This is a genomic window from Alloalcanivorax venustensis (assembly GCF_047495515.1).
Taxonomy (GTDB): Bacteria; Pseudomonadota; Gammaproteobacteria; order Pseudomonadales; family Alcanivoracaceae; genus Alloalcanivorax; species Alloalcanivorax venustensis.
Window position 1 is genome coordinate 895,260 of the sequence record NZ_CP179934.1, and the last position, 20,923, is coordinate 916,182.

The 20,923-nt window shown below is 62.3% G+C and carries 20 protein-coding genes; 18 read left to right on the top strand and 2 right to left on the bottom strand.

The genetic code is table 11. The features are described 5' to 3' along the window. Nucleotides 1-120: 120 nt before the first annotated feature. The 8 genes from ACMG4O_RS04310 (at nt 121) to ACMG4O_RS04345 (ending at nt 7,901) form a co-directional block, all read left to right on the top strand. The gene (locus ACMG4O_RS04310) at nt 121-1,053 is read left to right on the top strand and encodes a cation diffusion facilitator family transporter (protein WP_414434493.1); all 933 of its coding nucleotides are present in this window, start codon (nt 121-123) and stop codon (nt 1,051-1,053) included. Nucleotides 1,054-1,077: 24 nt separating this feature from the next. Beyond that, the gene (locus ACMG4O_RS04315; protein WP_142947540.1) at nt 1,078-1,719 is read left to right on the top strand and encodes a cation transporter; all 642 of its coding nucleotides are present in this window, start codon (nt 1,078-1,080) and stop codon (nt 1,717-1,719) included. Between the two features lie 33 nt (nt 1,720-1,752). After that, nucleotides 1,753-1,968 (top strand): DUF3820 family protein, encoded by a 216-nt coding sequence (locus ACMG4O_RS04320; protein ID WP_414434494.1) that lies wholly within the window; start codon nt 1,753-1,755, stop codon nt 1,966-1,968. Between the two features lie 109 nt (nt 1,969-2,077). After that, nucleotides 2,078-3,217 (top strand): efflux RND transporter periplasmic adaptor subunit, encoded by a 1,140-nt coding sequence (locus tag ACMG4O_RS04325; RefSeq protein WP_414434495.1) that lies wholly within the window; start codon nt 2,078-2,080, stop codon nt 3,215-3,217. Then, entirely contained in the window at nt 3,217-5,175 is a 1,959-nt protein-coding gene (locus ACMG4O_RS04330; RefSeq protein ID WP_414434496.1) for a MacB family efflux pump subunit, read from the top strand. The genes ACMG4O_RS04325 and ACMG4O_RS04330 overlap by 1 nt, the downstream gene beginning before the upstream one ends. Next, on the top strand, nt 5,168-6,583 hold the full coding sequence (locus ACMG4O_RS04335; protein ID WP_414434497.1) for an efflux transporter outer membrane subunit: 1,416 nt from the start codon (nt 5,168-5,170) through the stop codon (nt 6,581-6,583). The genes ACMG4O_RS04330 and ACMG4O_RS04335 overlap by 8 nt, the downstream gene beginning before the upstream one ends. A gap of 41 nt (nt 6,584-6,624) precedes the next feature. Further along, nucleotides 6,625-7,533: a histone deacetylase gene (locus tag ACMG4O_RS04340; protein WP_414434498.1), complete on the top strand. Its 909-nt coding sequence runs from the start codon at nt 6,625-6,627 to the stop codon at nt 7,531-7,533. After that, nucleotides 7,533-7,901, top strand: coding sequence for a sirohydrochlorin chelatase (locus tag ACMG4O_RS04345; RefSeq protein ID WP_067606188.1), 369 nt, complete (start codon nt 7,533-7,535; stop codon nt 7,899-7,901). Before ACMG4O_RS04340 ends, ACMG4O_RS04345 begins: the two co-directional genes overlap by 1 nt. A gap of 11 nt (nt 7,902-7,912) precedes the next feature. On the opposite strand, the gene ACMG4O_RS04350 is transcribed toward ACMG4O_RS04345, so the two are convergent. Together ACMG4O_RS04350 and cfa are read right to left on the bottom strand one after the other, a co-directional pair. Beyond that, nucleotides 7,913-9,103 carry a lipid A deacylase LpxR family protein gene (locus ACMG4O_RS04350; protein ID WP_414434499.1) on the bottom strand — a complete coding sequence of 397 codons (1,191 nt, stop codon included), beginning with the start codon at nt 9,101-9,103 and terminating at the stop codon, nt 7,913-7,915. Between the two features lie 199 nt (nt 9,104-9,302). Beyond that, complete coding sequence (gene cfa, locus ACMG4O_RS04355) at nt 9,303-10,484, bottom strand: cyclopropane fatty acyl phospholipid synthase (RefSeq protein ID WP_194854789.1); 1,182 nt, start codon at nt 10,482-10,484, stop codon at nt 9,303-9,305. Between the two features lie 368 nt (nt 10,485-10,852). On the opposite strand from cfa, the gene ACMG4O_RS04360 reads away from it, so the two are divergent. The 10 genes from ACMG4O_RS04360 to ACMG4O_RS04405 all read left to right on the top strand — a co-directional run bounded on the left by ACMG4O_RS04360 (nt 10,853) and on the right by ACMG4O_RS04405 (nt 20,889). Further along, entirely contained in the window at nt 10,853-11,185 is a 333-nt protein-coding gene (locus ACMG4O_RS04360) for a hypothetical protein (protein WP_142947532.1), read from the top strand. A gap of 75 nt (nt 11,186-11,260) precedes the next feature. Continuing rightward, on the top strand, nt 11,261-11,509 hold the full coding sequence (locus tag ACMG4O_RS04365; protein WP_142947531.1) for a hypothetical protein: 249 nt from the start codon (nt 11,261-11,263) through the stop codon (nt 11,507-11,509). A gap of 716 nt (nt 11,510-12,225) precedes the next feature. Beyond that, nucleotides 12,226-13,569 carry a TolC family protein gene (locus ACMG4O_RS04370; protein ID WP_194854788.1) on the top strand — a complete coding sequence of 448 codons (1,344 nt, stop codon included), beginning with the start codon at nt 12,226-12,228 and terminating at the stop codon, nt 13,567-13,569. A gap of 5 nt (nt 13,570-13,574) precedes the next feature. Beyond that, nucleotides 13,575-15,470 carry an efflux RND transporter periplasmic adaptor subunit gene (locus ACMG4O_RS04375; protein WP_348320315.1) on the top strand — a complete coding sequence of 632 codons (1,896 nt, stop codon included), beginning with the start codon at nt 13,575-13,577 and terminating at the stop codon, nt 15,468-15,470. After that, nucleotides 15,464-18,697, top strand: a complete 3,234-nt coding sequence (locus ACMG4O_RS04380) for an efflux RND transporter permease subunit (protein WP_194854786.1) — start codon at nt 15,464-15,466, stop codon at nt 18,695-18,697. The genes ACMG4O_RS04375 and ACMG4O_RS04380 overlap by 7 nt, the downstream gene beginning before the upstream one ends. A gap of 89 nt (nt 18,698-18,786) precedes the next feature. Continuing rightward, nucleotides 18,787-19,023, top strand: coding sequence for a hypothetical protein (locus ACMG4O_RS04385; RefSeq protein WP_142947527.1), 237 nt, complete (start codon nt 18,787-18,789; stop codon nt 19,021-19,023). Further along, nucleotides 19,020-19,490 (top strand): DUF411 domain-containing protein, encoded by a 471-nt coding sequence (locus ACMG4O_RS04390; protein WP_221929718.1) that lies wholly within the window; start codon nt 19,020-19,022, stop codon nt 19,488-19,490. Before ACMG4O_RS04385 ends, ACMG4O_RS04390 begins: the two co-directional genes overlap by 4 nt. 16 nt (nt 19,491-19,506) lie before the next feature. After that, nucleotides 19,507-19,749, top strand: a complete 243-nt coding sequence (locus ACMG4O_RS04395) for a cytochrome d ubiquinol oxidase subunit II (protein ID WP_142947526.1) — start codon at nt 19,507-19,509, stop codon at nt 19,747-19,749. Nucleotides 19,750-19,826: 77 nt separating this feature from the next. Further along, nucleotides 19,827-20,225: a hypothetical protein gene (locus ACMG4O_RS04400; protein WP_370209690.1), complete on the top strand. Its 399-nt coding sequence runs from the start codon at nt 19,827-19,829 to the stop codon at nt 20,223-20,225. Between the two features lie 301 nt (nt 20,226-20,526). Further along, on the top strand, nt 20,527-20,889 hold the full coding sequence (locus ACMG4O_RS04405) for an NADH-quinone oxidoreductase subunit A (protein ID WP_142947525.1): 363 nt from the start codon (nt 20,527-20,529) through the stop codon (nt 20,887-20,889). Nucleotides 20,890-20,923: the final 34 nt, after the last annotated feature.

A 20,923-nucleotide genomic window follows, 5' to 3' on the forward strand; every position in this document is an offset into this window, starting at 1 on the left:
GTGCCTGTGCGTCGCCGGTACCGGTCGAGGACCAGGCCGAAGTCCTCTTTCTGATCGGGCTTGACCCTGTAGTGGCTACAGGTATTGGAATGTGCTGAAACGGATCGAAGGAGCCGGCCAGTGCACACCCATCACCATCATGACCATGCTCACCCGCACGGCGCGCCAAAGGATTTCGGGCGCGCCTTCGTGATCGCCATCACCCTGAACCTGGGGTTCACGGCGGTGGAATTCGTGTACGGCTTCCTCGCCCAATCCTCGGCATTGATGGCCGACGCCGGGCATAACCTGTCCGATGTGCTGGGCCTGGTGCTGGCCTGGGGCGGGGCGATGCTGGCGCGCAAAGCGCCGGACAGCCGCTTTACCTTCGGGCTGCGCGGCAGCTCGATTCTGGCGGCGCTGGGCAACGCCATGTTCCTGATGATCGCCTGCGGCGCCATCGGCTGGGACGCCATCCGGCGGCTCGCCGATCCGCCGGAAGTGGCGTCGGTGACCGTTATGGTGGTAGCGGGCATCGGTGTTCTGATCAACCTGGCGTCGGCCTGGTTATTCGCCAAGGGCAGCAAGGGCGATTTGAATATCCGCGGTGCTTTCCTGCATCTGGCCGCCGACGCGGCGGTGTCGGTGGGCGTGGTGCTGGCCGGTCTGGCGATACTCTATACCGGCTGGAACTGGCTCGACCCGGTGACCAGTCTGCTGATCACCGTGGTCATCGTGATCGGCACTTGGGGCCTGCTGCGCGAATCCCTGAAGCTGGTGCTGAACGCGGTGCCCGCGAACATCGATCTTCCCGAGGTGGACGCCTGGTTACGTGACCAGCCGGGCGTCACCGGCATTCATGACCTGCACATCTGGGGCATGAGCACCACGGAGAGCGCGTTGACGGTCCATCTGGTGATGCCGGACGGCTTCCCCGGCGACGCCTACCTGGACCGGGTGGCGGACGGGCTGCAACACCGTTTCAGCATTGCCCACAGCACCCTGCAGGTGGAGCGGGGCGATAACGCCCACTTCTGCGTGCTGCACGCGCCGAACGACGGCCAAACCGATTGACCACCGAACCGCACGGAGACTGGCATGGCATGTTGCGAACCGGAACTGGATAAGCAGGCGCCCGTCGCCTACCGAAACGCGCTGATCGCGGTGCTGGCGATCAACCTGGTGATGTTCGGCGTCGAGGCGGCGGTGGGCCTGTTTTCAGGATCCCGGGCACTGCGCGCCGACGCGCTGGATTTCCTGGGTGACGCCGCTACCTACGGCATCACCCTTTGGGCGCTGGGGCAATCCCTGACCTGGCGATTTCGCGCCGCCCGTATCAAGGGCTTCTCGCTGCTGCTGCTGGGGTTGCTGGTGCTGGCGGACAGCTTGGTAAGCCTGATAACCGGGGCCGCGCCCCCCGGGGTGATGATGTCCGGCATCGGCGCCTTGGCGCTGGTGGCCAACCTCACCAGCCTGATGCTGCTGGTACGCTACCGCCAGGGTGACGCCAATATCCGCTCCGCCTGGCTGTGCACGCGCAATGATGTGCTCGCCAATATATCGGTGATCGTCGCCGGCCTGCTGGTGCTGGCCAGCGGCAGCCACTGGCCGGACGTGCTGGTGGCGATGGCGATTGCCGGTTTGTTCTGCCATAGCGCGGTGTCGATCCTGCGCCAGGCCGACGCGGAGCAGCGTGCCGGGGACGCGTCGGGTGGTGACTGCCACGACCCGGCGCGTTAGTCTGCCCGGCATTTCCGCCCCAACGGCATCTTCATGAGTTTTCAGAACGAAGACCTGATCGCTGTCTGTCAGCGCACCATGCCTTTCGGTAAATACCAGGGCAGGCCGTTGATCGATCTGCCCGAATCCTACCTGCTGTGGTTCGCCGACCGCGGCTTTCCCCGCGGCGAACTGGGCCGTCTCATGGCCCTGGCGATGATTCTCAGCGTGGAAAATCTCAAGCATCTGGTGGCGCCGTTTCGCGAGTGAGCGGCCGGCGTGCACGGTGGTTGCCGGTTTGACGCATATTCTTTGCATCTTTTATCGGTACCTTTGAGGTCGACACATTCTTTTCTGGGCAGAGTATTCGGGCAGGGTCATGACACGCTGGATCAAACGTCGTTTGCTAATCGTTTCGCTGGTGGTCCTGGCCGTGCTGGCCGCGTCCTGGTGGTGGCTGTCGGGTAACGGCGCCACGGACGGGCAGTGGCAGACCGCCCGGGCCCAACCCGCCGACATCGAGGATGTGGTCACCGCCCTCGGCACCCTGGAGCCCTACGATTACGTGGATGTGGGCGCCCAGGTGTCCGGCCAGTTGGAAAAGCTGCACGTCGATCTCGGCGATAAAGTCGAAAAAGGCCAGCTGCTGGCGGAAATCGATGCCTCGGTGCAGGAGTCGCAGGTGCAGGCGGGCCTGGCGCAGCTGGACGCCCTGCGCGCGCAACTGGAACAGCAGCGCGCCGAGCTGGAACTGGCGCAGGTGCAGTTCGACCGCCAGGAGCGGCTGCGCCAGGCCGACGCCACCAGTGATGATGCCTGGCAGACCGCCAAGGCCACCCTGGCCACCGCCCGCGCCCAGATCAAAGTGCTGCAGGCACAGATCGACCAGACCCAGTCCGGCCTGGAGGGCGATCAGGCGACCCTCGGTTACGCCAAGATCTACGCCCCCCGCGACGGCACCGTGGTGACCCTGGACGCCCGCGAAGGGCAAACCCTCAACGCCAACCAGACCGCGCCGATTCTGATGCGCGTCGCCGATCTCTCCACCATGACCGTCTCCACGGAGGTCTCCGAGGCGGACGTGGATCGGCTCGAGGTCGGCATGCCGGTGTACTTCTCCACCCTGGGCAACAGCGGCGTGCGTTACGACAGCACGCTGCGCCAGGTGCTGCCGACCCCGGAAGTGGTCAACAACGTGGTGCTCTACACCGCCGAGTTCGATGTGGCCAACCCGGACAACGCCTTGATGTCGGGGATGACCGCCCAGGTGTTTTTCGTGGTGGAGTCCGCCGAGGGGGCGCTCAGCGTGCCCGCGTCGGCGGTGAAAAGCGGCGCCGGCGGCCAGTACGTGGAAGTGCCGGGCGCCAAGGGCCGGCTGGAAAGGCGCCCGGTGAAAACCGGCGTCACCGACCGGGTGCGCGTGCAGATCACCGACGGGCTCGCCGAAGGCGATACCGTGGTGATCGGTAAGGTGCAGGCGCAAACCGAGGACGAGCCGCGCCGCCGGGGTCTGTTCTGATGGCGGATCAGACGCCGCGGGCGCCGCTGATCGAGCTGCGCGACATTCGTAAACGCTTCCCCGGCGGTGATGAGGACGTGGAGGTGCTGCACGGCATTTCGCTGACCATCGAAGCCGGGGAATGCGTGGCGATCATGGGCAGCTCCGGTTCCGGCAAATCCACCCTGATGCATCTGCTCGGCTGCCTGGACCGGGCCAGCGAGGGCCAATACCGCTTCGCCGGCCAGGACGTGAACGCCATGGACCACCAGGAACTGGCCTGGCTGCGCCGGGAGATGTTCGGGTTCGTGTTCCAGAGCTATCACCTGATCGGCACCGCCAACGCCTGGGAAAACGTGGCGTTGCCGGCGATCTACGCGGGCATGCACCGCGACGAGCGCAAAGCCCGCGCCCAGGCCCTGCTCACCGATCTGGGCCTGGGCGAGCGCCTCGACCATCGCCCCAACCAGTTGTCCGGCGGACAGCAGCAGCGCGTATCCATTGCGCGGGCGTTGATGAACGGCGGCCGGGTGATCCTCGCCGACGAACCCACCGGCGCCCTTGACAGCCAGAGCGGCGAGGCGGTGATGGCCCACCTCACCGGGCTCGCCGACCGGGGCCACACGGTGATCCTGATCACCCACGATCCGGAAGTGGCGGCCCACGCGGACCGCATCATCGAGCTGCACGACGGCAACATCGTTGCCGACACCCGCCACCGGCCGGCCCGCGCCACCGCCGAGACCCCCACCGCCCTGGCGCCGCCGGCGGAGTCCGGCCTGCCGGAGCCCGGTGAGATCCCCGAGGCGGTGACCATGGCGCTGCGTTCGCTGCGCTCCAATTGGCTGCGCACCCTGCTGACGCTGCTCGGCATCGTGATCGGTGTGGGCGCGGTGGTGGTGATGCTGGCGATCGGCCAGGGCGCCAAACAGGATGTGGTGGCGCGCATCGGCGATATGGGCACCAACCTGCTGGTGATCCGCCCGGACCGGGGCCAGCAGCGTAGCGCCGACGGCGTGGTGGCGACCCTGGTGCCCGAGGACGCCAAAGCGCTGGAAAGTCTGCCCAATGTGCGGGTGGCGGTGCCGGAGATTTCCGGGTCCGCCACCGCCCGCGCCCTGGGCCGGGACGTCACCACCTCGGTGAAGGCGGTGTCTTCCGCGTACCCGACCCTGCGCGACTGGGAGCGCTCCGCGGGCATCTTCTTCAACGCCGACGACGAGGCGCGCTACGCGCCGGTGGCGGTGATCGGCGAAACCGTGCGCCAGAATCTGTTCCCGGACACCGACCCGCTGGGGCAGTTCGTGCTGCTCAACAGCATCCCGTTCCAGGTGATCGGGGTGATGGGCGAGCAGGGCGCCACCAACTGGGGCGACGACCAGGACGACGTGGTGTTCGTGCCGCTCTCCACCGGCACCCTGCGGCTGTTCGGCCAGAACTATCTGCGCTCGATCACCCTGGCCGTGGAGAACATGGACGCCATCGACGCCACCGAGCAGGCGGCGGTGGATCTGCTGGTACAGCGCCACGGCACCAAGGACGTGCGGGTGTTCAATATGGCGTCCTTGCTGGACATGATTTCCGACACCCAGAACACCCTTACCATGCTGCTCGGCTCGATCGCGGCGATCTCGCTGTTGGTGGGCGGCATCGGAGTGATGAACATCATGCTGGTGAGCGTCACCGAACGTATCCATGAAATCGGCATCCGCATGGCCACGGGCGCCCGCCAGCGCAATATTCTCCAGCAGTTCCTCACCGAGGCGGTGGTGGTGTCCGCGCTGGGCGGCATCATCGGCGTGCTCGGCGGCGTCGCCGTGGGCCTGCTGTTGAAGGTGCTCGGCCTGCCGATTCTGTTTTCCGCCACGGTGGCCGCGGCGGCCTTCCTGTGCGCCGCGGTGATCGGCCTGGTGTTCGGGTTCGCGCCGGCGTTGAAGGCGGCACGGCTCAATCCGGTGGAGGCGCTCTCCAATGAGTAAAACAGCCAGCAAGTTGAAAGTTGCCAGTTGCAAAGGGGCGGTCCTGGCGGTGGCCCTCGGCGCCCTGATGGTATCCGGGTGCGCGGTGCGGTCCGGGCTGGAGACCCCGGAACCGGAGGCGCCGGCGCAGTGGGAGAATCAGATTGCCGACAGCCGCGCGGCGGTGAGCAACCCGGCCTGGTGGCAGGGCTTCGGCAGCGATGAACTGAACCAGCTGGTGGCCCGCTCGCTGAGCGACAACACCGATCTGCGCGCCGCCGCCGCCCGCGTGCTGCAGGCCGAGGGCCGGTTGCAGCAGGCCGGTTCGTCGCTGTTCCCGAGCCTGTCCCTGGACGGCGGCGCGTCCACCTCCGGCACCTTCGGCGGCACCAGCAGCGACAGCTTCCAGCTGCGCGCCAACGCCAGCTACGAGCTGGACCTGTGGGGCCGGCTGCGCAACAACAAGGCGGTCGCCGAAGCCAACCTGGAGGCCAGCCGCTTCGACCGCGACAGCGTGCGCCTGACGGTGCTGGCCAGCGTCGCCAACACCTGGCTGCAGTGGCGCTATCTGGAGGAGCGCCTGGCCCTGGCCGAGGACAGCCTGGCGCTGGCCGAGCGGGTGCTGGAACTGGTCGAGGCCAAGGTGCGTTACGGCGCGGTGTCGCCCCAGGACCTGGCCCAGCAGCGCACCCTGGTGGCCAACCAGCGCGCCGCCCTGCCGGACCTGCGCCAGCAGGCGCGGGAAACCCGCTACGCGCTGGCGGTGCTGGTGGGCGACACGCCCCAGGGCTTTCTGCTGTCGGACGGCGGGCTGGATGAACTGACCGTGCCCGAGATCGAGCCGGGTCTGCCCGCCGAAGTGCTGGCGCAGCGCCCGGACGTGGGCCGGGCCCTGGCCAATCTGATGGCCGCCGACTACGGCGTGGCGGTGGCGCGCAGCGCCTACTGGCCGTCATTGAGCCTCACCGGCGGCGCCGGCTACGCCAGCAGCTCGTTGAGTGATCTGTTCGACGGCGACGCGGTCTACAGCCTGGCGGCCTCCCTCAGCCAGCTGTTGTTCGACGGCGGCCAGGTGCGCGGCGAGAACACCACCGCCCGCGCCGCCTGGCTGGAGCAGGTGGCCACCTACCGGGGCGTGCTGCTCACCGCGCTGTCCGAAGTGGACCAGAGCCTGGGCAGCATCAACGCCCTGGAACAACAGGACCAGTTCTTCCGCGAAGCGCTGGCCCAGGCGCGCCGCAGTTTTGAAATCGCCGAGGTGCGCTATCGCGAAGGCGACATCGAGCTGACCTCGGTACTGGATGCGCAGACCAGCCTGAACAGCGCGCGCCGGAACATGCTCGATCAGCGTTACAACGAACTGCTCGCAAGGGTGACCCTGTACCGGGTTCTGGGCCAGGGCCTGGCCGGCTTCCCCGAGGCGCCCTGAGGGGCGCCCGCCAACCGCCGCCGTTCCGCTATACTCCCGCCATGTCCGTACCGCTTGTCTATCATCCGTCCTACAGTTTTCCGTTTCCCGACCGGCACCGCTTTCCGATGGAAAAGTTCCGGCTGCTGCACGAACGGCTGCGCGACAGCGGCGTCGCCGGCGCGGCCAATCTGCACCGTCCGGGGCGGGCGCGTCCGGCGCTGCTGTCGCTGGCGCACTGCCCGGAGTATCTCGACCGCTTTCTCGGTAACCGGCTCGGCGAGCGGGAAGCCAAACGCATGGGCCTGCCCTGGAGTGAAGACCTGGTCCGGCGCACCTGCATCGCGCCCATGGGCACCCTGCTCACCGCCCAGCTGGCGTTGAAGCACGGCATCGCCTGCCACCTGGCCGGCGGCACCCACCACGCCCACTATGACTTCGGCTCCGGCTTCTGCATTCTTAATGATCTGGCGATCACCGCCCGGGCGTTGCGCGCCGGCGGGCTGGTAGAGCGGGTGCTGATTTTTGATTGCGACGTGCATCAGGGCGACGGCACCGCCGCCATCCTCGCCGGCGACCCGGACCTGTTCACCTGCTCGATCCACTGCGAGAAAAACTTCCCCACCCGCAAGAGCCGCAGCGATCTTGACGTCGGCTTGCCCGTGGGACTGGAAGATGACGGCTACCTGGCGGTGGTCGAGGAGACACTGTCCGACCTGCTGCGGCAGCTACAGCCGGACCTGGTGCTGTACGATGCGGGGGTGGACGTGTACGCCGGCGACCCGCTGGGCCGGCTCGCGGTCAGCCTGACCGGGCTGGCCGAGCGCGAACGCCGGGTGCTGACGCTGTGCCGGGAGCACGGCGTGCCCGTGGCCACGGTGATCGGCGGCGGCTACGACGACGACCGGCCGGCCCTGGCCCGGCGCCACGCCCTGGTCGTGGAAGCGGCCCACCAATTGTGGAGGCAGTAATGAGCAAAGCTCTGTTGATCATGGCCCACGGCAGCCGTGCCGAAGCCGCCAACGACGAATTCCGTTTGCTGGTGGAGCAGGTGGCCGAACAAAGCCACGACTATGTGGCGGTGCTGCCCTGTTTTCTGGAACTGGCGCGGCCGTCATTGATGGAAGCGCTGCAGCAGCTCGAACACCAACCGGTAGAGACCGTGCAGGTGTATCCGCTGTTCTTCAACAAGGGTAAGCACGTGGCCCGGGATATCCCCGATCAGGTGGAGGAGGCGCGCCAGCGTCATCCACACCTGCGTATCGAGCTGCTGGAATACTTCGGTAACGCCGGCGGGCTGGTGGCGCTGGTGCGCGACCACATCGACGCCCAGAGCTAGTGCGCTTCGGTTCAGAAGGTCCTGGCGATAATCAGGCCGCCCCAAAGCAGGTTGCGGTCCGCCGCCCCTTCGCGCACTTCCGACGTGTGGCCGCGCAGCACGTAGCTGAGCCGCCAGCCACTGGCGAACGACTGGGTATAGCCGAGCCAGGCCTCCACGATCATGTGGTTCAACTGATCGGAGTCGTAGGTCACTTCGCTGTCGCGGAACTGACCCTGAAGAAACACGTTGTAGCCCCGCGCCACCACGGCGGCGCCACCCCACAGATAGCTTTCCGCCCGCGCCGGTCCACCATTGCCGCGCGCCGCGCCGTCGCCGTAACTGGCCAGCTCCGGATTGAAACGCCACCAGGGGTCGGCGATGCGCCCGCCCCGGAAGCTCAGGCTCCAGCGCGCCTCGGTGAGATAGCCGGCGGACGCCTGCAGGGTGCTTTTCACTTCCAGGTTGGGTGAGGAGACCGCCAGGTATTTCTGCCGCGCCACCGTGTAGCGGGCGGTGGGTTCGCCGCCTTCGCTAACCTGATGCTTCCAGCCGTCGGCGTGTTCGCTGCCGATCACCTTGTGCACCGCGTTCTGGCCGTTACCGACGATTGCCAGGCCGAGGGCGCCGACGGTCAGGCTGCTGTGCCAGGCCACGTTTTCGCGCGGGTCGATGCGCACCCGCGATTGCGACAGGTAGATCAGGCTGGCGTAGGGGCGGTCGTTGTACACCGGCGTGGTCGCCGCCTTGTCTTCCGGGGTAAAGCCGAACAGCCCGAACTCGACGCTGTGGCCCTCGACGCGTTGCGCCGCGCGGCCATCCACGCCGAACAGACCGTCCAGGGCGCCCAGCACCGGGTTCAGTGAGTACCAGGCGTCGCGGGCGTCCCGGCCGGTGTAGGAGACGCTCAGGCCATAGGTGTAGTCCTGGTCCCGGTGCGAGGGCACCAGGGCGTCGTTGTCGAAGGCGAACGACCAGCTTTCCTTGTCCGCTTCGCGCTTCGGCTCGGGCCGGGGGCGGCGCGGCGTCCGTTCCTCGTGTTCCAGTAGCGCCAGTTGTATCCGGCCGGCGGGCTCCACGGCCGGGTCCGGGGAAGCCGTTTGGGGTTGCGCCAGGGCGGTGGGGGCCACGCCCAGGGCGATCAGGAAAACGGCCGTTCGCAGCAGGCCGTTGTCGGGGTGCGCGCCCCACCCTGGGGCGGCGTCATCAGATGCATTGTTCATCGTTCTCCGTTCCGCAGAAATTCGCCGTTATCGGGTCGCTACCCTAAGAGCGCGCCCCTTTTCAGCGGTAGGTCAAAACTGGCCCTTTCTTGCCTGTTTCTGCGGAACGGTTTTGTTTTTCTGCGTGGTTCTATCAACGCAGCCGATAGGTGATCGATACCATGCGCATCGATCACCCGAGCGGCTGGTTCCCGGAGGTTTAGCGGGGGGCCTGGTAGGTGCGGCTACGGTGGCCGGGCTTGCTGAACACCCACTGCCAGAGCTGGATGTTGCGGGCTCGGAAGGCACCGGCGCAGACGTTCAGGTAGTAGCGCCACATGCGGTAGAAGCGCTCGTCGTAGCGGTGTTGAAGCTGTGGCCAGCCGGTCTGGAAGTTGGCGTCCCAGGCTTTGAGGGTGCGCGCGTAGTCCGGACCGAAGTTGTGCAGGTCCTCGACCACCCAGCCGGGTTCGGCGGCGCGGGCGATCTGTTTTACCGACGGCAGTTCGCCGTTGGGGAAAATATACTTGTCGATCCAGGGGTCGTGGCTGTGGCTGCTCTCATTGGTGCCGATGGTGTGCAGCAGCATCAGCCCCCGGTCCTTCAGCAGGCCCAGGGTGGTGTCCATGAAGGTCTGGTAGTTGCGGCGGCCAACGTGCTCGAACATGCCCACGGAGACCACCCGGTCGTAGCGCCCGGTCACGGCGCGGTAGTCCTTGAGCAGCACTTCCACGGGCAGGCCCTGGCAGCGCTCGCGGGCCAGTTGCGCCTGTTCGCTGGAAACGGTGACGCCTTCCGCGCGGACGCCGTAGTGTCGGGTGGCGTATTCCAGCAGGCTGCCCCAGCCGCAGCCGATGTCGAGCAGGGTCATGCCCGGTTCCAGCTCCAGCTTGCGGCAGATCAAATCCAGTTTGGCGAGCTGGGCCTCGTGGAGGGTGGTCGCGTCTTTCCAGTAGCCGCAACTGTAGGCCATGGTGTCGTCGAGCATCAGCTCGAACAGATCGTTGCCCAGATCGTAGTGCTGCTCCGCCACCTGGCGGGAACGGCGCAGGCTTTGCCGGTTGCGCAGGGTGTGGGCGAGCACCTGAAGCGCCAGCATCCAGCGGTCCTTGCCCAGATTGTCGCCGCCGGCGCGCAACATACGGAACGCGAACTCATCCAGCGCATCGCAGTCCCACCAGCCGTCCATATAGGATTCGCCCAGCCCCAGGGAACGTTGCGCGGCGATGCGGGAAAGGGTTTCGGGATCATGGATCTGCATGTCCCAGGGGCGCCGCCCGTTGATCTGGATGTCCGCATCCGCGAGCACCCGGTTGATCAAGGCGTCGATAGAGGTCGATCCGCTGGACGCGGCGCGGTCCTCTCCATGGTCCTGGCTGTCTCGACTTCGTGAACCAAGCATACAGAGGCTCCTTTGCTGGAAGACTGCATGACTGTCACGGGCTACTTCGCCGCTGCCCGACGTTTCAAATCATTCTTTGCCGCTTACCTCACGGACGCAAGCGGCAAAGTGAGCCGGATCCACGCAAATCGCATGATAAGCCGCATTTTTACAATATTATTCAGAAGCTTGGGCGCTGGTAAGCGGCGGTATGGAAGCGTTCTATTAATGTTATTTGGTGCCGCTATGCTGGCGGCGGGGGCGAGAAAGTCCACTGGGTCGAGATGTTGTTGACTTTTTAGGAGCTTGAGCCTAGTCTCCGCAGCGACTTTGAATGATTTTCACGGGCAGATGTAACGAAAATGTTTGGTAGACGGAATACAAACATAGTGTTGCTGTTCTCCATGTTGCTTGTGGTTCAGAGTCTCTTTGCCGACCAAATGGTTCTTCCCTCGACCAACCATTCAGTTACTGCGGAATTGTCGGGCTGTGCCATGGTGGATGGGGTTGCCGCAATGGACGATTGCGAATCGACCGGCACGGAATGCCTGTTTCAAGCCATGGCTGGCGGTTGTGGTGTCTCTTACTGCCCCGCGCTGGTGTCCGAAGTTTGGGTTTCTGGTGATGAGGGCTCAGAACGCCTGAAGACGTCTTTTTCGAATAATTATCGAAGCGTTGTTCTTGACCTCCTAACGTATCCCCCGAATTCCTTTCTAGTGTAAGCCAATTTTTTAGTTCTTTTCTGGTTCCGTTCACTGCTGAGCCGGATTGATTTGGTTACCTATGAGGAATTTCGCATGTCTTTTTCTAAAGCCCCTTTGTATGCTCTGTTCTTGCTCGTGTTTGCGCCTTATCTGCACGCTGAAAGCGCTAACGGCGATTTGACCGAACTGTCCAGACAGGCGTCTGCTCGGCTCGCCGATAAGCCATTCCGGCCCCATCATGCCATGCATGGCGCGATGTCAAAGCTGGATGCTGAAGATAAGAAAGAAATGATGCGCGCTTGCGCTAGCATGATGCGTGAACATCACCAGTCTGGTAGTTGAGGCTCTTTGCTGCGGGTGCGTTCGCGTGCCCGCTCTATCCCCCAGTCCAGCCCTGATCTCAAGTTGCACGTCTCGGCCTTCAGTGATGCTTGGGTGTATCAAGTGCTGCGATTGAGTAGAGATATCTCGCAGAGGGTGCTTGGCGGCACATGAACTTGGCTTATTGCCATTAATTGGTAAATCGACATGTGTTTGGATCATGCAAGCTAAACGATTATGGCTGGTAGTATTCGCGGTGTTCCTCATAAGTGGCGGGCAGATGGCCTATGCTTGCGATACTGCGGAGCTAGCCTATCAACCTATTTGCTGTTGTGAGGATGGGATGACGGGTTGTGACCCGGCACCCCCTGCTTTCCCGGTGGACGGGTGTGAACATGATGCGTCGACCGCCTTTCCCGGTTCCTGCTGCGAGGCGGAGTACCGGTCGGTGGTTAAAGACGCGGCTCCTACGGTGTTCAGTGATGATCGAGCCTTGACGTGGCTACCCCTCGTTGTCTTGGTGTGCTGGCCCCTTCAGGAATCGCCTTCAACCCTATTTATAGCAAACGCTCCCCCCGACCCTGACTGGCTCCTTGCCCAGGCTGAAAGTGGTCGCACTGCCTACCTCGCCACCCTGCGTCTGCGTATCTGATTAATCCCCCGATTTGTCGTGAGGCTATGGCCTGTCCTGTTGGCGGGTCGAGGATTTTTCGTTATGCCGATTGAGGGTACTCCCCATGCGCAACGCAATTGGCGGCCTGATGGCCCTGGTGGTGTTCATTGCACCGCTGGCGGGTATCGCCGCGCCGCCGCCACAAGAACACAGTCAATCTCTACAGGAAGTAAAGACGCTGACCGCCGAACAATTGGTGGCTGCCGTTATGATCCGGAACCCGGGCCTTCAGGGGCTGGCGGCGGCTGCGGAGGCGGCAAATTACCGCATCGCCCCCGCCGGCGCTCTGGATGACCCCATGCTGACCTACGCGGGGGCGCCGAAAACCGCAGGCGGACCCCGTGGTTTTCAGGAGCGGGTGGAGCTGAGCCAAAGCCTGCCCTGGCCGGGCAAGCGTGGCCTGCGTGAAGACGCGGCCCGCGCCCGGGCCGAAGGCAGGGAGCAATCCCTTGCGGACGGCCGGCTGGCTCTCATGGCGGCCGCCAAGCGTTTATTTGCCGAATGGGCGTATATTCACCGCACTCTGAAGATAAAGCACGCTCACCGGGATCTGCTTACCGAGTTGCGGCGGGTTGCCGAGACCCAATACACGGTCGGGCGGGGCCGGCAGCAGGACGTGCTACAAGCCGAAGTGGAAGCCGCACGTATTGAGGCTGACATCGTCACTCATCAGCGACGCCGGAGCGAAGTGCAGGCAATGATCAACGGTTTGTTGAATCGTCCGCCTCAAAGCCCGTTGCCGCCGCCGGCGTCACTGCCTGCCCCTGCTGACCCTCCCACCTTGCGGATCTTGCATGAAGTTGCACTGGAGAAGCACCCGGAGCTGCGTCGTATCCAAGCACGCATTGCCGAAGCTAACGCCCAGCATAGCTTGGCCGAGAAAGAGTATTTCCCGGACTTCAAGTTGTCGGCCGGTTATAACGCGCTGTGGGATTCTCCCGACAAGCGTTGGGTGGTTGGCCTCAGCATCAATCTGCCGATTGATTTCTCCGGCAAGCGCAGCGCTCTCCGCGACGCTGCCGAAGCCGACGTCATGCGGTACCAGTGGCAATTGAGCGATCGGCAAGCGCAACTGCTTGCGCAACTGGAACAAGGGCGTGTCCGAGTACAAGAAAGGCAGGAGATCGTCGCTATTCATCAACAAAAGCTGGTGCCGCTGGCTGAGGAGAGCCTCAACGCTGCCGTCGCCGATTACCGGGCGGGTCAAGGCAGCTTCCTAACAATTATCGATGCCGAGCGGCAGCAGTTGCGGACTCAGGACAAGCTGGCTCGTGCCCATGCCGATTATATTCGGGCGCTGGCGGACTTGGAGCGCACCACTGGTAGGTCTTTGGGCGACGGCGACCGATTAACCGGAACCGGCCCAGCACCGACGAATATCCCCGTTCAGTCCTTTGGACAAGAGTAACGACTATGACTTCACGCACCACATTTATCTCACTTCTCGTTATCGGACTGCTGGTGGGTGCCGCCGGCGTATTGGGTCTTCAGAGGCTCTCCGGTGAGAAGGCAACCTCTGCCGTTCCCGATGAGGAGCCCTCCCTTAGCGCTTCCTACCAAAGCGGTCCCTTTCAATTGGGGGTCGAGATTGACCCGAAAACACCCCGGGTCGGTGAAAACGATCTGACCCTGGTATTGCTGGATGACTCTGGAGAGCCGGTCAGCGGTGCCGCCATCAAGGCGGTGGCGGAAATGCCCGCCATGGGCGCCATGCCCGCCATGCAGGCTCCGGCCGATATGCAGGAGATTGAGCCCGGTCTCTACCAGGGCACCTTTGAGCCCTCCATGGACGGTAGCTGGCCGCTGACCTTGCAAATCAGCAAGGAAGGCGTGGGATCCTCGCGGGCCAATTTTGATCTGGCCGTCGGACGAAAGGGCTTGCAGCCAGCCGGAGGCGTGACTGCTTTGAAGCGACAACAGGCGGGCGCCATGGGCAAGAACAGTGACGGCGAGTTGCCCTACCGCAGTGGCCCCTATCGCCTGGATGTGTCGATTGACCCTACCACGCCACGTGTGGGAGAGAACATCCTGAGCGTGGCTCTGCGCAATGCCGACGGTGCCCCACTGGACAACGCCGACATCAAAGCGGTGGCGGAGATGCCCGCCATGGGCGCCATGCCCGCCATGCAGGCTCCGGCCGATATGCAGGCGATCGAGCCCGGTCTCTACCGCGGCACCTTTGAACCCGCCATGGACGGTAGTTGGCCGCTGACTCTAAAGATTGAGGCGCCGGGTATGCCAGCTCGGCAAATCAGCTTTGATTTGGCCGTCGGTCGCGAAGGCCTCCAACTGGCCTCCGGTGCCAGCCGAACCGACGGTGGCGGCATGGCCGAGGAGGCACCACCGGGTACGGTGACCCTGGACAATCGTCGTCGCCAGTTGATCGGTGTGGAAACCGCCGAGGCACAAACCTTGGCTATGACCCGCGCCATCCGCGCGGAAGGGCGGATTGCCTACGACGATACCCAACTGGCGGACGTCAGCCTCAAGTTTGATGCCTGGGTCGGCGAGCTCTACGCCGATTACGTGGGGGTTTACGTGGAAAAGGGAGAGCCCCTGTTTACCGTTTATGGTCCGGCGCTGCTCGCCGCTCAGCAGGAGTATCTGCAGTTGAAGCGCCGCAGTGGCGCCTCACAAACTTTGGTGACCGCCGCTCGAAAACGGCTTGCACTGTGGGACATGACCGACGCGGAAATCACCACCCTGGAAAAACGAGGAGAGCCCCTCGATTACGTCACCATGCACGCGCCCATCAGTGGCACAGTGGTGGCCAAGAATGTGGTGGAAGGGACCGCCCACAAGGCCGGGATGACGCTTTTGCGTATTGCCGATCTCTCCCAGGTCTGGGTGGAGGCTGATATCTACGAGGGCGAACTGCCCCTGGTGACGGAGGGCATGCCCGTTACCGTGACGCTTCCTTATCTGCCCGGTGAACAGTTTGAGGGCCAAGTGGACTACATTTACCCCTATTTGGACGACGTCAGCCGTACGGGGCGAGTGCGCCTTAGCGTCGCCAACCCTGAAGGTCGTCTCAAGCCCAATATGTACGCCGAAGTGAAGCTTAAGGCCGATCTTGGGCAGCGAGTGGCCGTGCCGGAAGAGGCGGTAATTATCGCGGGTGAACTGCGTGTGGTGTTCGAGGACCTGGGAGAGGGTCGGCTGGCACCGCGCAAAGTGCAAACCGGTCAACGGGCCGGCGGTTACATCGAAATCATCGAGGGGGTCGAGGCGGGTGACCGCGTGGTCACCTCCGGTAACTTCCTGATCGCCTCCGAGAGCCGACTCAAAGGAGGCATGGAGCAATGGTAAACGACGTACATAAGCATCCGCCCGCTCATCCCCCGGCCGAAGGGGAGGGGATTGGCTGGTTGCAGCGAATTATTGGCTATTGTGCCCGCAAACCCCTGATTACCTTGGTGGCCGTGCTTGCCCTGACCTTTGGCGGCTGGCAGGCGTTACAGCGGGCACCGTTGGATGCTATCCCTGACCTGTCAGACGTGCAGGTGATTGTCTTCACCGACTGGCCCGGGCGCAGCCCGGACCTGGTGGAGGACCAGATCACCTATCCTCTGACCACCTCCTTGCTGTCTGCGCCGGGAGTAAACTATGTGCGCGGCCAGAGCATGTTCGGCCTGTCGTTTGTCTATGTGATTTTCGACGATGGCGTGGACATGTACTGGGCCCGCTCGCGGGTACTGGAGTACCTCAACGGTGCCGCCGCCGAGTTGCCGGAGGGGGTCACTCCGACTTTGGGGCCGGATGCTACGGGTGTCGGTTGGGTCTACCAATATGCACTGAGAGATACGTCTGGCAACCACAGCCTGGCGGATCTGCGCTCACTGCAGGATTTCAATTTACGCTATGCCCTGGAAGCGGTTGAAGGGGTCGCCGAGGTGGCCTCCATCGGTGGGTTCCAGCGTGAATACCAGATCAGTCTCGACCCGAACAAACTCGCCTCTTACGACATCCCCCTCAAACGGGTCACTGAGGCGGTTGGGGACTCCAACCAGGATGTAGGTGGACGCATTCTTGAGGTGGCAGGCCACGAGCAGTTTATTCGCGGGCGGGGTTATGTGAAGTCCGTAGCGGATCTGGAAACAGTGGTGTTAAAAACCACGGCTGAGGGTGTACCGATCACGGTAAAAGACGTCGGTCACGTGGCATTGGGACCGGCTATGCAGCGCGGTCAGGCGGAGCTGGACGGCGAGGGCGTAGCCGTGGGCGGTATTGCGGTAATGCGTTATGGCGAGAACGCCCTGGAAGTTATTGACAAGGTCAAGCAGCGCCTGGAAGAGATCAAGCCCGGGCTCCCTGAAGGTGTCGAAATTGTGCCGGTCTATGATCGCTCGATTTTGATCAACGAAGCCGTTGACACGCTGACCTCGACACTGATTAAGGAGATCCTGATTGTCTCCCTGATTATCGGCGTTTTTCTGTTACACGTGCGCTCTACGCTGGTGGCCGCGATTACTCTCCCGGTAGCGGTGCTGATGTCCTTCATCCCCATGTATTTTCAGGGGCTGACCGTCAACATCATGTCTTTGGGCGGCATTGCGGTGGCCATTGGCGCCATGCTGGATGCGGCGATTGTCATTATCGACAATATCCACAAACGGTTGGCCCGGTGGGAGAGTGACGACGCCGACCCCGAGGAAAAGGCCAAGTCCCGACGGGACGTGATTATTGAGGCCATGCAGCAGGTAGGCCCCAGCATCTTTTTCTCGCTGGCAATCATCACCATCTCCTTTATGCCGGTGTTCGTCCTGGAAGGCACAGAAGGGCGCATGTTCAAGCCTCTGGCTTTTACCAAGACCTATTCCATGGCATTTGCGGCGTTCCTGTCCATCACTCTGGTGCCGGCCCTCGCGGTATGGCTGATTCGCGGCAAGATCCGTGCTGATCGCAGTAAGTTGAACCAGTGGCTGGTGGCTGCGTACCGGCCTGTGGTGGCTTTCGCCGCGCGTTTTCGGTGGGGAGTCATCGTGGGAGCGGTGTTGCTATTGCTGATCACGATCATTCCCTTCCGGCAATTGGGCAACGAGTTTATGCCACCTCTGAACGAGGGCTCGGTTCTCTTTATGCCCACCGCGCTGCCGGGAATGTCCATTTCCGAGGCCACCCAGACCATGCAGACTATGGACCGGATCATTGCCGACATTCCCGAAGTGGAGCATGTTTTCGGCAAGGTTGGTCGCTCCACCAGCGCGACCGATCCCGCGCCGTTATCCATGGTGGAAACGGTCATTACCTTGAAGCCGGAGGACCAGTGGCGCGAGGGCATGACGTGGGACGGTCTGATTCAGGAGATGGACTCGAAACTCAAGTTTCCGGGAATGCCCAATATTTTTTGGATGCCCATACAGACTCGCACCGAAATGCTCGCGACCGGTATTCGTTCAGCGTTGGGCATCAAGGTGTTTGGTCCGGACCTGGCCACTATCGAAAAAACGGGCATCGCCATTGAAAAAGCGTTGCAGGAGGATGAGCGCACCGCCGATGCCACCCGCAGCGCCTTTGCCGAGCGCAGCACCGGTGGGTACTTTCTGGATTTCACCGTCAACCGAAGTGCTGCGGCTCGCTTTGGCCTCAACGTTGGCGATGTGGAACGGGTGATCATGGCGGCCATGGGGGGGACTGTGGTGTCGCAAACCGTGGAGGGGCGCGAGCGCTACAACATCCTGGTGCGCTACGCCCGGGATTACCGCGACAACGTGGAAGCGCTGGAGCGAGTACTGGTGCCCACTCCTTCCGGGGAGCAGATTCCCATCGCCCAGGTGGCGGACATTGAGTTTCAAACCGGGCCGCCTTCCATTCGCAGTGAGGACGGGCAACTTGTGGGATTCGTCTTTGTGGACGTCAAAAGCGAAGTCGGTATTGCCGATTATGTCGAACAGGCCAAGCAGGTGGTTGGCGACCAGGTCGATGTGCCGGACGGTTATCGGCTGGCTTGGGCGGGGCAGTTCCAGTATTTTGAGCGGGCCAAAGCCAAACTCCAATTGCTGGTTCCGATCACGCTGTTCCTGATTTTCTTCATGCTCTTTATGCACCGAGGCTCCCTCGTAGAGACCCTGCTGGTGATGCTGAGTGTGCCCATTTCGCTGAGCGGGGCCGTCTGGCTGATGTGGTGGCTGGACTTTAACCTCAGTGTCGCCGTCTGGGTGGGCATGATTGCCGTTGCGGGGCTCGCCGTGGAGCTCGGGTTGCTGATGATGGTGTATCTGGATATCGCCTGGCGGGACAGGGAGGCCGAGCGCCGACTCAATACCCGTGGAGATATGACCGAAGTCGTCCAGAGCGGCGCCGGCCAACGCATCCGGCCCATGCTGATGACCGGGCTGTCGACCTTTATCGGGTTGGTGCCGATCCTGTTCGCCAGCGGTACCGGCGCGGACGTGATGCAGCGCATCGCCGCGCCCATGGTCGGCGGGGTGATTTCTGCCCTGTTGATGGTGCTGGTGGTATACCCGGCAATCTTCATGCTATGGCGGGGACGCGGTCTGCCCAAGGGGGCACCGACACCACCGCTGAAAACTTAATGCGTCATCGCCGTCCGGTACCGATCCGTACTTTCGGTACCGGGCGGCGGTACTTTCGGTACTCTACTTACTTTAACTGGAGGCAACCCATGAAAAATTTGATGCGTTCATTTTTACTTTTAGCATTTACATTTCTGGCAAACACCGCCTTGGCTGCCGAACAAGCTTCGGCTGGGATGATGCAAGACTCCGGCATGATGGGCGCTGGTTTTATGTTGGCGTGTATCGTCTTGCTGATCCTGCTGTTCATTGCCTTGGTTCTGGCGATCCTGTCCATGATTAAGTACCTGTTCTTCAGTAAATCCAAAAAAGGAGACCGTTCATGACAACCTTTCTGCGTTGGAAAAGGCGATACACATCGATCCTCAGAGGGGCGTTGATGGTGACCGTTTACTTGGCCAGCTTGCCGTCGGTGCAGGCCGCCGAAACCGTTGATGCGACGCTGTACAAAAATCCGAGTTGCCGGTGCTGCGACCAATATGCTGCTTACTTGCGCCAGTACGACTATGAGATCAAGGTGACTGAAACCCCCAACTTGAGGCAGTTCAAAGCCGAGCATGGCGTACCGTCCCGCTTACAAAGTTGTCATACCATGCTGCTCGATGGGTACGTGATCGAGGGTCATGTTCCGGTGGGGGTTATTAACAAGCTCCTGGACGAACGGCCAGAGATCCGCGGTGTATCGCTTCCCGGCATGCCCCAGGGGTCGCCGGGAATGTCTGGGCAAAAGCGGGAGCCTTTTGTGATTTATGCGATTACGGATGACGAAATGTCGATCTACGCCACTGATTGAAACAGAGGTCACCGTCATGGCGAAGAGCGAGAAAGAGAACGGTCCGGGGCGAGGCGCCCGAGTGCGCAATTTGCGTCAGTGGTTCAGGCGCCGTCCCATTGCCGTCGCGGTCTGCCTGGTGGCATTGATAGGTCTCGCGCTCGGTTGGAACTGGCTGGCGGCGAGCGGGTTGCTCGTCGTGGCCCTGGTTGGCCTGGGGTGTCTGATGATGTGCGTTTTGGGCATGCACAGCGGGCACGATAAAGGAGACGAAAACTAAACGCTCCGAAAACCGGCGTTTCCCATGGAATGTCGGGAGAGCCCAACCACCGCACCTGTGAGGGTATCAAATTATGAATGAACTTATGGGCCATAGCTGGGCTATGGGGCATTGCACTGATTGTTATTGCATTGGTCTCCTGGATGTTTTATCGGTATTTTGCGCCGAAAAGCTGGCGTGAATGGGCGGGTGCCGGGTTGGTGCAAGCTTTCATCATCGCACTTTATGCCGAGATGTACGGCTTTCCACTGACGATTTATCTACTGGTGCGGTTCTTCGGGCTGGATAGCGATTACGTTAGCGCCAACCTGTGGGCCACCCTGATAGGGTTGGGTGAAACCGGCATGCTGATCTCCATGTTGCTTGGCTATGCACTCGCTTTCATCGGCATTGGCCTACATTGTTCTCGGTTGGGTTGTTTCCGCTTATTGTATTTGCCTACTACCGGCTGGCGCAGCGAGAGGAGCGGCAAGTGATGGAGCGGTTCGGTGACGCCTACAGGGCCTACCAGCGACGGGTTCCATGTTCCTGCCTGGTTGGCGTCAATGGCGGCAGCTCGCGGATGCCTCGCTGGACGAAACCGATCACAAAAATTCTGAATGATGTTTCGCGAGTCAGATTCCCCGGCTAGGGAAGATTTGCGACTCTGGCGAGAATGTCTAGACTTGAAACTAGCGTTTCGTCTAGGCATCCATGGCAGGGGGCCCGAAGCCCTTTGGCAATAGCAGATTAAAATTTCAGCCTCTGAGGCAGAGTAAACTTGAGAAGTTAGAAGTTATGAGCGCTACACAACAATACTTACTGCTGCTGGGATTGGCACTGGGTATCCTGGGCGCGGTGTTAAGCCTGTATGGTTTAGCCCGTAGTGTGGGTCCAACACGGCAGGAACCTGGCAAGGATGTGCCGGCAAGCGCCGGAGTGCTGTCGCGGGCTCCGGTCTGGGGACGTTATCATGCGCGCTATTACGGTTATGCATTGCTGTTTTTGGCGTTCGATATGGAGATGGCCTACATGTACCCTTGGGCGGTTGTGTTCAAGGAAGTAGGGCTGGTTGCTTTACTTGACATGGGCGTGTTTCTTGCGATTCTCTTTCTTGGGTTGCTTTACGGATGGAGTCAGGGCGCTCTGAGGCGGCAATGATGACCGAGGTCGCAACGACACTTGCAGGCGCACG

What these genes read in the sequence shown, in the direction of transcription:
- ACMG4O_RS04385 (WP_142947527.1), top strand. Translation starts at nt 18,787, where the DNA reads ATGAAAAATTTGATGCGTTCATTTTTACTTTTAGCATTTACATTTCTG.
- ACMG4O_RS04330 (WP_414434496.1), top strand. Translation starts at nt 3,217, where the DNA reads ATGGCGGATCAGACGCCGCGGGCGCCGCTGATCGAGCTGCGCGACATT.
- ACMG4O_RS04340 (WP_414434498.1), top strand. Translation starts at nt 6,625, where the DNA reads ATGTCCGTACCGCTTGTCTATCATCCGTCCTACAGTTTTCCGTTTCCC.
- ACMG4O_RS04390 (WP_221929718.1), top strand. Translation starts at nt 19,020, where the DNA reads ATGACAACCTTTCTGCGTTGGAAAAGGCGATACACATCGATCCTCAGA.
- ACMG4O_RS04345 (WP_067606188.1), top strand. Translation starts at nt 7,533, where the DNA reads ATGAGCAAAGCTCTGTTGATCATGGCCCACGGCAGCCGTGCCGAAGCC.
- cfa (WP_194854789.1), bottom strand. Translation starts at nt 10,484, where the DNA reads ATGCTTGGTTCACGAAGTCGAGACAGCCAGGACCATGGAGAGGACCGC.
- ACMG4O_RS04400 (WP_370209690.1), top strand. Translation starts at nt 19,827, where the DNA reads ATGAACTTATGGGCCATAGCTGGGCTATGGGGCATTGCACTGATTGTT.
- ACMG4O_RS04325 (WP_414434495.1), top strand. Translation starts at nt 2,078, where the DNA reads ATGACACGCTGGATCAAACGTCGTTTGCTAATCGTTTCGCTGGTGGTC.
- ACMG4O_RS04320 (WP_414434494.1), top strand. Translation starts at nt 1,753, where the DNA reads ATGAGTTTTCAGAACGAAGACCTGATCGCTGTCTGTCAGCGCACCATG.
- ACMG4O_RS04370 (WP_194854788.1), top strand. Translation starts at nt 12,226, where the DNA reads ATGCGCAACGCAATTGGCGGCCTGATGGCCCTGGTGGTGTTCATTGCA.
- ACMG4O_RS04365 (WP_142947531.1), top strand. Translation starts at nt 11,261, where the DNA reads ATGTCTTTTTCTAAAGCCCCTTTGTATGCTCTGTTCTTGCTCGTGTTT.
- ACMG4O_RS04335 (WP_414434497.1), top strand. Translation starts at nt 5,168, where the DNA reads ATGAGTAAAACAGCCAGCAAGTTGAAAGTTGCCAGTTGCAAAGGGGCG.
- ACMG4O_RS04405 (WP_142947525.1), top strand. Translation starts at nt 20,527, where the DNA reads ATGAGCGCTACACAACAATACTTACTGCTGCTGGGATTGGCACTGGGT.
- ACMG4O_RS04375 (WP_348320315.1), top strand. Translation starts at nt 13,575, where the DNA reads ATGACTTCACGCACCACATTTATCTCACTTCTCGTTATCGGACTGCTG.
- ACMG4O_RS04395 (WP_142947526.1), top strand. Translation starts at nt 19,507, where the DNA reads ATGGCGAAGAGCGAGAAAGAGAACGGTCCGGGGCGAGGCGCCCGAGTG.
- ACMG4O_RS04315 (WP_142947540.1), top strand. Translation starts at nt 1,078, where the DNA reads ATGGCATGTTGCGAACCGGAACTGGATAAGCAGGCGCCCGTCGCCTAC.
- ACMG4O_RS04350 (WP_414434499.1), bottom strand. Translation starts at nt 9,103, where the DNA reads ATGAACAATGCATCTGATGACGCCGCCCCAGGGTGGGGCGCGCACCCC.
- ACMG4O_RS04380 (WP_194854786.1), top strand. Translation starts at nt 15,464, where the DNA reads ATGGTAAACGACGTACATAAGCATCCGCCCGCTCATCCCCCGGCCGAA.